The 16,017-nt window shown below is 38.8% G+C and carries 9 protein-coding genes; all 9 read left to right on the top strand.

Features of this window, described 5'->3' with window-relative positions; translation table 11 throughout:
- Nucleotides 1–93 precede the first annotated feature (93 nt).
- The 9 genes from G7050_RS02295 to G7050_RS02255 all read left to right on the top strand — a co-directional run bounded on the left by G7050_RS02295 (nucleotide 94) and on the right by G7050_RS02255 (nucleotide 15,619).
- On the top strand, nucleotides 94–1,704 hold the full coding sequence (locus G7050_RS02295) for a DUF5123 domain-containing protein (protein ID WP_166110617.1): 1,611 nt from the start codon (nucleotides 94–96) through the stop codon (nucleotides 1,702–1,704).
- Nucleotides 1,705–1,814: 110 nt separating this feature from the next.
- Entirely contained in the window at nucleotides 1,815–3,452 is a 1,638-nt protein-coding gene (locus G7050_RS02290) for a glycoside hydrolase family 28 protein (RefSeq protein WP_166110614.1), read from the top strand.
- Between the two features lie 26 nt (nucleotides 3,453–3,478).
- On the top strand, nucleotides 3,479–4,861 hold the full coding sequence (locus G7050_RS02285; protein WP_166110611.1) for a polysaccharide lyase family 1 protein: 1,383 nt from the start codon (nucleotides 3,479–3,481) through the stop codon (nucleotides 4,859–4,861).
- Between the two features lie 84 nt (nucleotides 4,862–4,945).
- Complete coding sequence (locus G7050_RS02280; RefSeq protein WP_166110609.1) at nucleotides 4,946–6,118, top strand: glycoside hydrolase family 105 protein; 1,173 nt, start codon at nucleotides 4,946–4,948, stop codon at nucleotides 6,116–6,118.
- A gap of 133 nt (nucleotides 6,119–6,251) precedes the next feature.
- Complete coding sequence (locus tag G7050_RS02275; RefSeq protein WP_255499243.1) at nucleotides 6,252–9,404, top strand: TonB-dependent receptor; 3,153 nt, start codon at nucleotides 6,252–6,254, stop codon at nucleotides 9,402–9,404.
- 133 nt (nucleotides 9,405–9,537) lie between these two features.
- On the top strand, nucleotides 9,538–11,196 hold the full coding sequence (locus G7050_RS02270) for a RagB/SusD family nutrient uptake outer membrane protein (protein WP_166110606.1): 1,659 nt from the start codon (nucleotides 9,538–9,540) through the stop codon (nucleotides 11,194–11,196).
- 172 nt (nucleotides 11,197–11,368) lie between these two features.
- Nucleotides 11,369–12,322 (top strand): pectinesterase family protein, encoded by a 954-nt coding sequence (locus tag G7050_RS02265; protein WP_166110603.1) that lies wholly within the window; start codon nucleotides 11,369–11,371, stop codon nucleotides 12,320–12,322.
- Nucleotides 12,323–12,446: 124 nt separating this feature from the next.
- Nucleotides 12,447–13,997: a glycoside hydrolase family 28 protein gene (locus G7050_RS02260; protein ID WP_166110601.1), complete on the top strand. Its 1,551-nt coding sequence runs from the start codon at nucleotides 12,447–12,449 to the stop codon at nucleotides 13,995–13,997.
- On the top strand, nucleotides 13,994–15,619 hold the full coding sequence (locus G7050_RS02255) for a rhamnogalacturonan acetylesterase (RefSeq protein ID WP_166110598.1): 1,626 nt from the start codon (nucleotides 13,994–13,996) through the stop codon (nucleotides 15,617–15,619). The genes G7050_RS02260 and G7050_RS02255 overlap by 4 nt, the downstream gene beginning before the upstream one ends.
- Nucleotides 15,620–16,017 lie beyond the last annotated feature (398 nt).

Genomic DNA, 16,017 nt, shown 5'->3' with positions numbered 1-16,017 from the left:
TAACAGCTTTGGGCGGTGAAACCTCCGAAGCTGTTTTTAACCAGAAAGTATATCGTAAATACTTTTTTACTTAACTCATTTAAAGTAAATAGAATGAAAAAGAAATTTTCAATAAAAAATATAATAAGCAGTCTGCTTATGCTTGGTCTTACTCTGGGGTTTTCATCCTGCGAAGATGTAAATGACTGGGGTGTAGACGACAGCTTTAACCGGATATTTAGTCCGGTAACATTCGAAACAGCACAAGTTGGAGCAACGTCGGTGAGCCTTCGTTTTTCGAGTGTGCCCAATGCGCAATCTTATGTTATAGAATTCAGTAAAGATAGTTTACAGTTCACTACCATAACCAATACTGTTGAGATATTGGCAGATGACATTGTGCTGGATCCTAACTCTACATCCAAGTTATATCTTGCTACGGTAAAGAAATTAGATCCAGAGAGCAGATACTCAGCCCGTATGAAAGTAACATCTAATAACGGATTACCGGAATCGAGATGGGTAACATTGACTTTCAAGACTTCTGGAGAACAAATTTTCGATGCAGTGAGTAATATCACCGAAAGTTCGGCAACATTAACTTGGGAGGCCGAAGCCGAAGTGACTCATATCATATTATCAAGTGGAGGAACTAAAAAACAAATCGATCTATCCCCGTCTAATATTACAGAAAGTAAATTAGAATTATCGGATCTTAAAGAGAACACATCTTATACTGTTGAGATTTATAACGGAGATCGTAAAAAAGGAACAAAATCATTTACAACTGCTCAGAAAATATCGGGCGACGGAAAACGATATACGATGACAGGTACCGAAAATATTGTCGATTTCTTAAATGCAATAACCGAAAGTGAAGTTGTGTTAGTTATCCCTTCATCTGCAAAATTTGAAATAGGCGATGCATGGACACTTCCGGCACATATAAAATCTCTTACATTATGGGGATTATCGGGAGAAGGACAGGCAGCTATCAGCCTTAAGGAGATTAAACTCGATAATGCTGTTTCCTCTTTCAAAATATGGATACACAACATGACTGTTACAGGTACAGATGCTTCAGCTGATTATGTGATGAATGATAATCCAACTACAGCCCGAACGATTTCCGAATTCAAAATGGATAATTGTACTATATCTGCCTTTAGAGGGGTATTTCGTATGCGTGCTGCGTTAACTGTCGGCTTGATTGATATTGATAACTGTATAATCAGTAATATCGGAAGTTATGGTATTATATCTATAGATGCTGCTGCGGTATCAGTAAAAGATATTAGCTTGAAAAATAGTACAGTATATAAATTAAACAATACAAATGTTATTACTTGCAAATCGAAACCTGTATCGATAAGTATTAATTATTGTACTTTCTACGATGCACAAGCAAAAGATAAATACATCATCAATTTCGATGGAAAAGCAGCCAATGTTGCAGGAACATTCAGTATAAATAACAGCCTGTTCGGAGCCTCAGATGCTTCTGTGTCTACCCGGGCAACCAACCCGAAAATAGAAAGCACATTTGTATACGATTCTTATAAAACGAATGACTATGCGGTTGCTTCAAACTATCCGCTGACAGGGGTTTTGGATTATGAAAATACATCGACCAATTTATTTACCGATCCTGCGAATGGAAATTTCAAAATCAAGGATACTAACATTGGTGGAGAAAAACAACCCGGCGATCCCCGTTGGTGGTAAATGATATGAAGACCGAATTATAAATTAAAATAAGGAAGTAAGGACTACAGTTATAAAGTCATAATATAGTCTGTGCCTTACCTCCATTATTAATAGAAACATTGAAAAAAATGAACACATTAAATAAGATTGCAGTTATCCTTGCCGTTTGTTTTCTCGTTCCGGGTTTGCTTCATGCTGGTGACAGATATAATTATTTATATAAAGGCTTGCCTTTCGAAATGCCGGTGTTGGATCGCCCCACATTTCCTGCAAATAATGTCTCAATAGCAGATTATGGAGGAGTACCCGATGGAGCTACTCTAAATACCGAGGCTTTTGCTAAAGCAATGCAAGCTTTATCTCAAAAAGGAGGAGGAACTCTTACAGTGCCTTCGGGAATTTGGTATACAGGTCCTATTGTATTTCAATCGAATATAAATCTGCATCTCGAAAAGGGAGCTTTAATCTTATTCTCCTCAGATTTTGATTTGTACCCATTAGTTCATACCGTATTTGAAGGACTTGACACCCGTCGTTGTCAGTCACCTATTTCGGGTCGTAATCTGAAAAACATAGCTATCACGGGCGAAGGTTCGATCAACGGTTCGGGCGATGCGTGGAGACCCTTGAAAAAAAGTAAAGTAACCGATAGCCATTGGCAGAGAGTGATTAAATCGGGAGGTGTTGTTAAAGATGGTAACTATTGGTTCCCTAGCAAAGGTTCGCTCAAGGGAAATGATATGAGTGATATGAATGTTCCTCAAGGGGACTTATCGGATGAAGAGTGGAAATCTGTAAAAGATTTTCTGCGTCCCGTTATGGTTAGTTTCATCGAATGCGAAAATGTTTTGCTCGAAGGAGTTCTTTTCGAAAACTCACCCAGTTGGAATATACACCCATTGATGTGTAAAAATGTAATTGTAGATAATGTATTTGTCCGTAATCCCGGCTATTCACAGAATGGTGACGGATTGGATTTGGAGTCTTGTCAGAATTCGATAATAGTTAACAGTACATTCGATGTCGGCGATGATGCTATATGTATCAAATCGGGAAAAGATGAAGATGGACGCCGTAGAGGTATGCCCACCGAGAATGTAATCATCGATAATTGTAAAGTATTTCAAGGACATGGCGGCTTTGTTGTAGGAAGCGAAATGTCAGGAGGAGTGCGTAATATATCGGTATCTAATTGTCAATTTTTAGGAACAGATGTCGGTTTGAGATTTAAAAGTCGCAGAGGACGAGGAGGTGTTGTGGAGAATATTTATGTGAATAATATAAACATGTTCGATATTGCTACCGAGTCGTTTTTGTTCGATTTATACTATGGAGGCAAATCAGCATCGGAAGCCTTAGAGGATGGAGATGAAACGCCTGTAGAAAATATTGTTTATGAAGTGGACGAAACAACTCCTGTTTTCAGAAATATATATGTGAAAAATCTCACATCCAGAAATGCAAGAAGAGCAATGTACTTCAACGGGCTTCCCGAAATGAATATCACAAACATTAATCTCGAAAACACAACAATAACCTCTACCTTTGGTGGAGAATTGTCGGAATCGGATGGTATTACCTTCAAAAATGTGAAGATTATACCTAAAGAAGGTCCGGCATTAATTTTGAATAATGTAAAAAATATGGATGCTACAGGATTAACTTATCCTGATTCTCTAAAAGAAGTTGTAAAAATCACAGGTAAGCTTAATGGAAAAATAGCATTACCCAAGATGTTGAAAGCTGATAAAATAACCAAGGAGTAAACATATTCTCTTTTTATTCTCAGACTATGAAAAACACGATATTATTTCTGATGTTACTATGGGCTGGTCTTTTTGTAAATGCCCAAACTCCGGCATTTCCCGGAGCCGAAGGTGGTGGAATGTATACTACCGGTGGACGTGGTGGTGCTGTTTATTATGTAACAACCCTCCAAGATACGCTTGTTGGAGACAAAAAGACCCGCGAAGGAAGCCTTCGCTGGTGCCTCAGGGGAAACGAACCTAAAGTTATTCTGTTTAAAGTCGCAGGAATAATTCATCTGAAATCGAGATTAAATATTCTATCCAATACTACTATTGCGGGACAAAGTGCCCCCGGTGACGGAATCTGTATAGCTAATTATCCGGTGAAAATAACAGGCGAGAATGTTATAGTTCGTTTTATACGTTTTAGAATGGGAGACCTGTCGGGTGTTGAAGACGATGCTTTATCCGGAAATAAAAGCAGAAATATTATTATAGATCATTGTTCATTAAGCTGGAGTACTGATGAGTGCGGGTCTTTCTACGATAACGAAAACTTTACATTACAATGGTCTATTCTTTCCGAAAGCCTGAGAGCATCGGTTCACCGAAAAGGCCGACACGGTTATGGCGGAATATGGGGTGGAAAAACGGCTTCTTTTCATCACAATCTATTAGCCCATCACGATAGCCGTAACCCTCGTATGTGCGGTAGCCGTTATACAGCTTTGCCCGAATTGGAATTGGTAGATTTCAGAAATAATGTGATCTACAACTGGGGCAGTAATAGCGGATATGCAGGAGAAGGTGGCAGATATAATTTTATAAACAACTATTATAAACCATCGAAAACATCTTCGAATCCGAATAGAATATTCTCTCCTAATGCAGATGATGGAACCAATAAACAAGAAGCCGGAGTTTGGGGACAATTTTACCTCAGTGGGAATTATATATATGGAGATAAAGCAACAACTGAAAATAATATGCTAGGACTTCAACCCAATCCGTCAACAAAGAACAAAGAAGAACTGATTTCGTTGGTTCCTTTTGAAGTACCTTTGGTTGAAACCGATGATGCAGAAACAGCTTTTATAAAAGTATTAGCCAAAAGTGGAGCCAGTCTTAAAAGAGACAAGACCGATACACGTATCATTGTCGAAGTAAGAGACGGTCTGACTCCTGTCAGGGCTTCACGGGATAGTACGACCAGACCCGGAATGATTGATTCACAAAAAGATGTGGGTGGATGGGAAGTGTACAGTTTCGACCCTCAAGAGGTTATTACCGATACTAATATCGATGGTATTCCCGATGGCTGGTTAGAGGCTAACTATCCGAACAAAACAGCAAACGATACAAATGAAGAAGGATATACTTATCTTGAAGTGTATTTAAATAGTCTGGTTAAAGATATTATGAAATAGAATCGGACTACTGCAAGTATTTATATACTATTTTCGAGTTATACCAAACAAAAGGTCTTTGACCACCTTTAAATAAAGAGAACCATGAAAAAAATACTTTTTACATTCATCATCCTATTGATATCCCTGTCCGGCATATCGGTTTTTGCAGGCAAACCCTATTCTGTTTGGATGGTAAACTCCGAAATAAAAAGAAATCCCGAATCGTGGATGCTTGATTTTTCGAAAGAACCCAAATGGAATTATTGCCATGGACTTATGCTGCAAGCCATTTTACAAACATGGCAAAAAACAGGAGATCAGAAATATTTCGATTATGCATATTCATATGCCAATCTTATGATTGGCGAAGACGGGCAGATCAAAACATATAAACCGCAGGAATATAATATCGACAGAGTAAATACAGGGAAAATATTATTTCCGATTTACGAAAAAACAAAGCAGGAGCGTTTCAAAAAAGCTATGACTCTATTGCGTAATCAGATGAAAACCCATCCACGTACGGCAGATGGCAGTTTCTGGCATAAAAAGATATATCCGCATCAGGTGTGGTTAGACGGATTGTATATGGCTTGTCCGTTTTTAGCCGAATATGGTAAAGTTTTTAATGAACCCGATCTGTTCGACGAAGTAACCTTACAAATATTGGATGCACATAAATACCTGTATGATGCCAAAACAGGATTGTATTATCACGGATGGGATGAAAGCCGTCAGCAGAAATGGGCGAATCCCGAAACAGGTTTGTCGCCTAACTTTTGGTCACGCAGTATAGGATGGTACATGATGGCTATAGTGGATGTATTGGACTATTTACCGGAAGATCATCCTAAGCGAGCTGAAATTATTGCTATCCTGCAAGATGCTTGTGCAGCCGTTGAAAAGTTTAGAGACCCTAAGACAGGCATGTGGTATCAGGTAACCGATATGGGAACCAGAGAGGGCAACTATATCGAATCGAGCGGTTCGGCTATGTTTATCTACACATGGGTTAAAGGTGCACAAAAAGGGTATTTAAATAAGTCATACGAAAAGAAAGGAAAGAAAGCATACGATCAGTTTGTGAAGAGATTTGTAAAAAAAGAATCTGATGGTACCATATCGATAACAGACGGATGTTCGGTTGCAGGGTTAGGTGGTGAAAAAGTGTATCGTGACGGTAGTTTCGAATATTATATATCGGAACCTATCAGAGATAACGACCCTAAAGCAGTCGGGCCATTTATAATGATGAGTTTATTATTAGGTAAATAAAATAAAAACATTTTGACTACCCTGAGTAGTCAAAATGTCCCCTGTATAACCGATAAATATATTCTACTATTGTAACAAGTTAGCTTTATAAATCAAATCGTTAGACCTTAAACTTCTTAATTTTAACCACACCATGCAAAAGACAATTTTGAAAACGTTGTCTGTGATGTGTGCCTTATTTTTTCTATTATCATGGCAAAGTGCATTTGCACAGCAGACAATAGAAGTATCGGGTACGGTGACAGACTCAAAAGGAGAAACCTTAATAGGGGTTTCGGTTTCAGTAAAAGGTTCTACTACAGGTACAATAACAGATTTAGACGGAAAGTATTCGCTGTCTGTTCCCGCTACCTCAAAAATTCTCGAAGCCAAGTATATTGGTATGAAAACTCAGGATGTTCCTATCACCGGTAAAGTGGTGAATATTGTTATGAGAGACGATTTCTCGGAACTGGATGAAGTGGTTGTTATCGGATACGGAACCATGAAGAAGAACGATCTTACGGGGTCGGTTGGTAGCGTTTCCGCTGACAATATTGTTGCAAAAGGAGCAACCAGTGTGATGGAATCGTTGCAAGGACAAGTAGCAGGGGTTGATATTGCCCAAAACTCGAGTAGAGCAGGTGGGCGATTTGATATTCAAATCCGCGGAAAGAGTTCGATGCAGGGAGGTTCTCCTCTTTATGTTGTTGATGGAGTTGTTACGGATGGTATTGACTTCCTGAATCCTGCCGATATTGAACGTCTTGATATTTTGAAGGATGCTTCTTCTACAGCTATTTTCGGATCCAGAGCAACCAATGGAGTTGTTATGGTAACAACCAAGCAAGGCACACCTTCTGATGTGGGCAAGGTATCGGTTACTTACGACGGATATTATGGATCTAAAAATGTAGCTCGTATGCCCGATTTTATGAGTGGCGACGAGTTTAGCGATTACCGTTTTGCCAGATATACAACCATGACTAATGCTCAGTTGCAGAAAGCGTATGCAACAGGTATACCTGAGTATGGTATAACAAGTGGCGATCTTAAGAACTTCTGGAATGGTGATAGTAAGGTAATGAAACGAATATTTCAGGAGAAAGATTATACAAACTGGCCTGATCTTGTGACACAGAACGGACAGCAACAAAATCATTTTATCAGTATAAATGGTAATACCAAAAATCTGGCTTATCGCGTTGGGGTAGGTTTTCAGGACGAAGATGGTGTATTTGTAAATGATAATTATAAAAGATACAATATCAAAGGGTCTGTAGATAATAAAATCAATGACAAATTTTCGGTTGGTTTTTCTGCAAATATGGCCATGACCGAGAAAGATTTCGGGAGTAAAAATGCTGTTTTGAACAGTTTCCGAACCAATCCATATTTTATTCCTTATGATAAAAACGGTGATTTGGTGTTGCTTCCCGGAGGAAAAGATATATTTGAAAGCAGTGGGCAGTTCTCAGGAATTATAAATCCTCTTATCGATTTGATGAATGCAGAAGATAATGAAAAGATTTATGATGTGTTGGCAAATGTATATGTTCAGTATAATCCAACAAAGGAGATAACCGTAAAAAGTAGCTTCCTGCCGACTTATAATACAAGCCGTCATGGAGTTTATAATGGCGTAAAAACAGCAGCTCAGTTTGCTGCCGGAGTAAATGCCGCAGAGGTAACCAATGAGGACCGATTTACTTATACATGGGATAATCAGGTAAATTATCAGAAGACTATCGGAGACCATGACTTTAATGGTATGTATCTGTTTAGTATCTATGATAATAAGTATAATATGGATTATACCAAGGTAAGGGATATGCCTTTCGAAACAAGTTTTCATAACTTGGAATCGGCAGCCGTTATCGAGAAAGTTAGCAGTAACTATCAACGAATAACCATGCTGTCCCATGCTTTACGGTTCAATTATACCTATAAGAGTAAATATATGGCTACGGTAACAAGCCGCTGGGATGGATCGTCTAAGTTTGCTCAAGGTAAAAAATGGGGAATGTTTCCTTCCATGGCATTGGCTTGGAGAGTTTCGGAAGAAGACTTCATGAAGTTCGATGCATTGAGTAATCTTAAGCTAAGAGCCAGTTTCGGTTATACCGGAAACAACGGAGGTGTAGGTCCTTACGATACGCAAGCTCTTGCCAAACAAAAGTACTGGTATGATTTCGGCGGAGTAGGAGCTAATGGATACGGTCCTAACGGATTGGTTTATAAAAACCTGTCGTGGGAAAAATCGAAAGAATTTAACTTTGGGCTTGATTATGGATTCTTTGGCGGACGTATCAATGGTACGATCGACTATTATAACAAATTATCATCCGATCTTATTTACAAACGTACCATGCCTCTTGAAACGGGAGCATACGGAGGTAAAATGTGGGATAATGTAGGTAAAGTTCGTAACAGCGGTATTGAGTTGGCTTTGACAACAATGAATGTTGTTACAAAAAATCTTCAATGGTCAACTACTTTCGTATTCTCAGCCAATAAAAATGAGATTGTAGAGCTTTACGGTGCAAAAGTAGATGACGTAGGAAATAAACTGTTTATCGGAGAATCGTTGGATGCGCTTTATAATTATAAGATAATAGGTGTTTGGACTGCTGACGAAGCTGCCGAGGCCGCAAAATATGGTCAGTACGAAGGACAGGCAAAAGTGCTTGACCGCGACAAAAACTATGTGATAGACGAAAAAGATAAAATGATTCTGGGATCAGCCCTGCCTGATTGGACTGGAAGTTTTACCTCTAATTTGAATTGGAAGGATTTTGATTTCTCGTTTTCTATCTATACAAAACAAGGTGTAAATGTGTTGAGTCCATTTATGGTAGAATTTACTGACTATAAAGATCGTGGACGCAGTAAATTAAAGATGGATTATTACATTCCGGCAGGCACACCTATTTTAAATGCTGATGGTACGGTAGGAGTTTCAGCCGGACGCAACAGTCAGGCATACCCTTACCCCAACAATAGCGGTATAAATAACGGAGGAGGAGCATATTGGAGTATATCGAGCGATAGCGAATCGGGGTCGAATAACTATGTAGATGCATCATTTGTCAGAGTTAAGAATATAACCTTTGGATATTCGCTTCCACGCAAACTGTTATCGAATATAGGCGTATCGAATTTGAGGCTGTATGTAAATGTTTTAAACCCTTTTGTATTTACCGATTATAAGGGATTTGATCCCGAATGGGCTTCAGCGTCTCTTTCAGACGGTAGCGGCGGACCAAGTTCAGTAACCTATCAATTTGGTGTAAATCTTAAGTTTTAAGGTGTCGTACCTGCTATTACTTAAGCAACACTAAGTATTTATTGTTACATTATACAACTATAAATGCCTCTCGCTATTATGCTTACCAAAGCAATAAATAGGTCTGAGACCTTAATAATAAAATTGAGCAACAATGAAAAAAATATATTACATATTATTCTTACTCATTCTGCCGTTGGTTGGATGTAGTGATTTCCTGGAACAGGATAATAAATCGAATGTTCCCAGAGATCAGTTTTATGGAACCGCAACAGGTTATAATAGCTTGATGAATACTGTATATTCTTCTCTACGTGCAGTATATGGAATAGAACCGTGGATATTCTGTGCCGGAACAGACCTGTATGCTTCGGGTCGAAATAAAGTTCCCGATGGATTGGGTACCTATAAAGGTTTATTGGACTCCGATCCGGATGTGAAGAAATTCTATACAAATTGTTATGCAGGTATACAGTTGGCAAATACAGCTATTTACTATGCCGACCATACCGAAGCAACAAATCTGTTAGGACAATATAAAGCCGAAGCCCGATTCATCCGTGCCTATTACTATTATTTACTTGTTCAGAACTTTGGAGGAGTAGCTCTTGTAAAAGATATGATCGATTCGCCGGTAGTTTCGTTCGAACGTAAATCGGCAACCGATACGTATGCTTTTATAATTTCGGAAATGGAAGATTTGAAAAGCAGTTTGCCTGCTAAAACTCCGGTATTCGGAAGGGTTGATCAGCGTACAGTAAACCATTTTCTGGCAAAAACCTACTTATGTCGTGGATATGAAACATTTGGTACGGCTGCCGATTTTACTAAAGCTGCCGAATATGCCGATGCTGCCATAAATAATCAGACATTGTCAACCAGCTTCAATAATCTATTTTGGCCTGACCAAAAGAACGAGCAAGATGAAGAGATAATCTGGTCGGTGCAATACGATGAATCATCGATAGCCACTCCTACTTCAGGGAATATGCAACAAGCATTTTTCGGAACTTATCTGGGAGGAGTCGAAGACGGAAACAAGTATACCACATCGACACTTACTCCGACTATTCGTTTGCATCAACTGTTTTCGAAAGGTGATACTCGTTATGAAGGAACTTTTATGGTTCAGTTTTATACGCATTATTATGACTTTTACACAAAAAGCAAACAGTTGGATACCGAAAAAGTACTCTACTACTATCCACCGGCTTGGCAAGTTGCCGATACTGCCGCATGGCGTGCCGCTAACCCTGCTACAAGATCAAAAACTGTTATTATCCCTATGCAGGAAAATACTCTGACAGTCTCAGGTAAGCCAACTACGTACATTGCGGCAATGTCGGGCGATGTGTATGGAGTAGCCGTAGTACGCAAGTTTGATGATCCTACTTCGGTTTTCAGTACAACCGGAAGTACACGTGATGTTATACTCGCACGTGTGGGAGAAAGCTATCTGGTAGCAGCCGAAGCTTATTACAAAGCAGGTAATTCAGCCAAAGCAGCAGAACGGATAAATGTGGTTCGCAAACGTGCTGCCGCAGCAGGATATGATATGAGTATAAAGGCTTCTGATGTATCGATAGATTTTATTCTGGATGAGAGAGCAAGAGAGCTGGCAGGCGAATATCACCGTTGGATGGATCTAAAACGTACAGGTAAACTGATCGAATATGCTGTAAAATACAATCCTAATATTATCGGTGCCGATTATTTTAAAGGAGTGGACGGTCAAAATAAAATATTGCGTCCTATACCTTTAGATGCTATTAACCTGAATCAGGCAAAAGTAGAACAGAATCCGGGATACTAAAGGAGTATCTGTCAAATAAGAAATCTAAGGGGTAAAATAAATTACCCCTTATGATAACAATTACGGATTATTAAACCGAGCGAGTGATATATTTAGTTTCTAACAGGCTTTGGCTGTTTTGTTTACCAAAGAAATAAAAGGTCGGCGACCTTACCTTAAATTTTTTGACCGCATGAGAAAAATTCTTTTACTCTTTTTATTATTTGCCTCATTCGGGGCATTTGCTCAAGATAAGTATGATATTATTGTAGATCGTAATGGAAGAGGGCATTTCCGCACTATTCAGCAAGCAATAGATTCCGTACGGGCGTTTGACCCGTCGGGGCTTAAAACAATTTATATCAGATCGGGAGTTTATAAAGAGAAATTAGTTCTTCACTCTTATCTTACCAATGTAAAACTGGTAGGTGAGGATATGGAAAAGACAATCATTACCTATGACGATCATGCGAATATAAACAAGATGGGAACTTTCAAAACGTATTCGTTTCTTATTCAAGGAAATGGTATAACGGTTGAGAATCTTACTATCGAAAATTCATCTCTTCAACTGGGGCAGGCAGTAGCACTTCATGTAGAAGGAGACAGGGTTATTTTCCGTAAATGCCGCTTTCTTGGACATCAGGATACGATCTATGCCGGAAAGCAGGGACAAAGACAATATTTCGAGGATTGCTACATTGAAGGCACTACCGATTTTATTTTCGGGCCATCGACTTGCTGGTTCGAGCGATGCGAAATTTTTTGCAAAAAGAATTCATATATCACGGCAGCTAATACGCCTGAGGATATAGAATTCGGATATATTTTCAATAATTGTACAGTGAAATTAGCAGACGAAGTTACCGAAATGTATTTGGGACGTCCGTGGCGTGCCTATGCCATGACTCTTTTTATGAATACATACTTACCCAAAGGTATCAGTCCAAAAGGGTGGGATAACTGGCGAAATGCAGAAAACGAAAAGACAGCCCGCTATATGGAATACAATAATTCGGGGGAAGGTGCTAATACTTCCGAGCGTGTAAAATGGGCAAAAATATTAACGAAGAAGGAAGCCGAAAAATATACCGTATCCAATGCCCTTAAGGGATGTGATAACTGGAATCCTACGGCAATAAAATAAATAAGTTCGCAGAACTATTTATTGCTTTGGCAAGCAAAACAACGATAGGTTGTTATGCCTTTAAGATGTGTCATTAAATATTTTCTTTTACTTAAAGAGGCACGAAGCCTTAAAACGTTTAATTATGAAGAAGACTTTTTTACTGATTGTATTTTCTCTCTCGATTTTAGCCTTACAAGCTAAAGTGTATAATATGCAGGCTTTAGGTGCAGATGTAACAGGAAAGAAAATATGTACAGATTTAATCAATAAAACAATAAAGAAGGCAGCGTCCGAAGGAGGAGGAACAATCTATTTCCCTGCCGGAAATTATCTGACAGCAGCTATTCACCTCGAAAGTAATATCACATTGGATATAGAGTCGGGTGCAGTACTTCGATTTTCAGATCGATTCGAAGATTATCTTCCTTTCGTTAAAGTACGTTGGGAGGGTGTATTTATGAATAGTTTATCGCCACTGATCCATGCCGAGAAAGTAGAGAACATCACGATCAAAGGTCGAGGAAAAATAGATGGGCAAGGTTTTAAGTGGTGGGATGAATCGAAGCGTTTTATCAATGAAATTAATGCAACAGGAAAAACTTCATCAACCAATCAATTGCAGCAACAATGGCTTGATGCCAATAAAAATATAAAGGTTTCGCCTTATTACGAAAAGACGTTGGAGCGTAAATTTTTCCGTCCTCCGTTTATTCAATTTTTGGAATGTAAGAATATCCATATAGAAGGTATCACGATTGTAAACTCACCTTTCTGGACAATCAACCCGATCGGATGCGATGATATAGTAATAAACGGTGTCACTATAAATAACCCTTCGAGCAATCCTAAGGGACATAATACGGATGGAATTAATCCCGAATCGTGCCGTAATGTACGTATTTCGGATTGCTTTATCAGTGTAGGAGATGATTGCATAACGATCAAATCGGGACGTGATGAAGATGGACGTATCTATGGCAGACCTTGCGAAAATCTGACCATTACCAACTGTGTAATGCTTGCCGGTCACGGAGGGGTTGTTATCGGCAGCGAAATGTCGGGAGGAGTTAAAAAAGTCGCTATCTCTAATTGCGTATTTAATGGTACGGATGCAGGTATCCGTTTAAAATCGTCAAGAGGACGTGGAGGTGTGGTTGAAGAAATACGAGTGAGTAATATTGTGATGAATAATATTCAGCGTAATGCATTCATATTCGATCTTTTCTATGATAAAGATTCTAAGGAAGAGCCTGTTTCGGATCGTACACCCGTATTTCGTAATGTGCATATAAGTGATGTTACGGGTAGTGATATCAAAAAAGTGGGATATATAACTGGTATCAACGAGATGCCGATTTCAGAGATTTCTTTTTCGAATATAAATATGACTGCCGACGAGGGTTTCACGGCTAAGACAGCCACGAATATCCAATTTCACAATGTCGATTTAGCCGTAAAGAAAGGTGCATCTTTTGCTTTCGACGATTGTAAAGACATTGTTTTGGATAATGTAAGATCAAAAGCACCGCTAAGCAATCAGCCGATTGTTGAATTGAATAATGTGAGTAATGTTTTAATAAATAATTGTTTTCAGTTAACTTCTGCTGATATTTTTTGCCAAATAAAAAACAGTAATGTTATATGGGGAAATAATTTTTTGAGTAATGTAAAAACTCCAAGAGTAGACAAATGAGATATAGTAGAATATTTATCAGCTTTTTACTTTTAGGTTTTTTCCTTTTGGGAGGGACGCTTTCTGCTCAAATTAAAATACTGACTATTGGCGACTCAACAATGGCAAACTACGATGAGGACAAAAATAGTGGAGAGAAAGAAATGAGAGGATGGGGACAAATGTTACCCTTGTTTCTGACAGGTGATATTCAATCGGTCAATGCAGCTAAAAATGGAAGAAGTTCTAAATCGTTTTATTACGAATTCTGGAGAAATTTAAGAAACAGTTTAAAACCGGGGGATTATGTTTTTATTCAATTCGGGCACAATGATGAAAAGGCTGCGGGACAGGATACTGATCCCAATGATGAAACTGGACGTGGTACAGCCGCTTGGGGGCAATATCAAGGATATCTGCAAAGATATGTTGATGAATCACGCGAAAGAGGAGCTATCCCTATTTTGTTTACACCTATCGTAAGAAGACTATTTAATGAAAATAATCAAATCACAGGACAAGGGTTGCATAGTTTGACGGAATTGGCTCCTGACGATTCAACAATGAACTATCCTATGGCGATGCGGTCTCTTGCCCGTGATTTGTCGGTGCCTTTGGTCGATATGACGTTGTTGACTCAACAGGTGGTTCTCGAATATGGTGCAGAGAAATCGAAAGAAATTATTTATGCCAACAATGATAATACCCATTTAAAAGCAATGGGGGGAATACTATATGCCAGACTTGCTGTTGAAGACTTGATGAGGCAAGGTATATTGACCAACTACCTCACATTGTCGTCTGATATAAATATAAAGCCTGTGGAATGGGATTTCGGATCGCAGTTTTTAGGGCGATCTACGGTGAAGATGTTTACATTGCAGGGCTTGAATCTTAATCCAAAATCTGGAACAGTAAAACTTTCAATAGAATCGCCATTCGAATTGCTGGCAAGTAAAAGCGGAAGTCCTCAAAAGGAATTATCAGTATCCTATACTGATGGTAATTTGAGCTATCCTGTTTTTGTGCGTTTTAATCCTGATAAGGCAAAAAACTATGAGGGTAACCTGTTATTATCAGTTGACAATAAAGTGTATCAAAAAATAGGAATAAAAGGAGCCGGATTGTCTGTAAAAGATGCTCAAAAGGTGCAAACCGACTGGTCTGTAAATTTACGGGAAAGCCTATTAACAGCCAATAATATTGCAGTAAAGGCTGAGGTTGTCGGGTTGAAATTTGTAGACAAGAATAATGACGTATTATTGACTACATTAGACAATAAATGGCCCGTAGGGGATATTGATCTCAATGCTTCCCGCTATTTAGAATTAGCTATATCAGCTCCCAGAGGTACATTCTATCTGGATTCGTTAAGCTTCGAAATGGGGGCTTTAGGTGGCAAATATATGACCTTTACCGCTTTGGCATCGTTAGATAAGAGCTTTGCCGAGAGCGAAGATATTGCTGTTATGGATGATCTTCCCAATGAGAAATTTAAGACATATACATTCAATAAAGTACTGAAAATACCGCAAGGCGAAACGTTCTATATTCGTTTCTATCCTTGGTATAAGATGGAAGCTGACGATAAGTATATCAGTATAAGAAATGTGAAAATTCAAGGGCTTTTATTTGAGAAATAAATAACTACGTTCTTTAAATGTATTGCTAAAGATTTTATGTGGCTTAAAATCAATATGTTTATCTATAAGTAATACGAATCAGTAGTTGTTTTGTTTAATGTTCTATTTTCTAACGCACCCTATCGGGTTTGTTTTTCATTTTGCCTTGATGCAAAACGAAACAAAAGATCAAGACTTAGCCTCTTTGCCCGACCCGCTACGGACTCGAAAGCTAAAACAAAAGAAAACATTTAATGCTGATATCCTTTTGTTTCTTAACGCTTTCTTCATCCTGCGGGTACCCCGTGCAACCGGCAAGGTCGGGAAGCCTGACAGACGAAAGCCACTTACGTGCGTCAGCCCCGGTGCATCAGTGGCGTAGCCGTTGGCTGACAAGCGAAGCAGGCGTAAAACTAAAC

The sequence above is a fragment of the Dysgonomonas sp. HDW5A genome, assembly GCF_011299555.1.
GTDB lineage: Bacteria > Bacteroidota > Bacteroidia > Bacteroidales > Dysgonomonadaceae > Dysgonomonas_A.
Note: the sequence above shows the minus strand (reverse complement) of the source record. Positions and strands in the feature narration are given on the sequence as shown.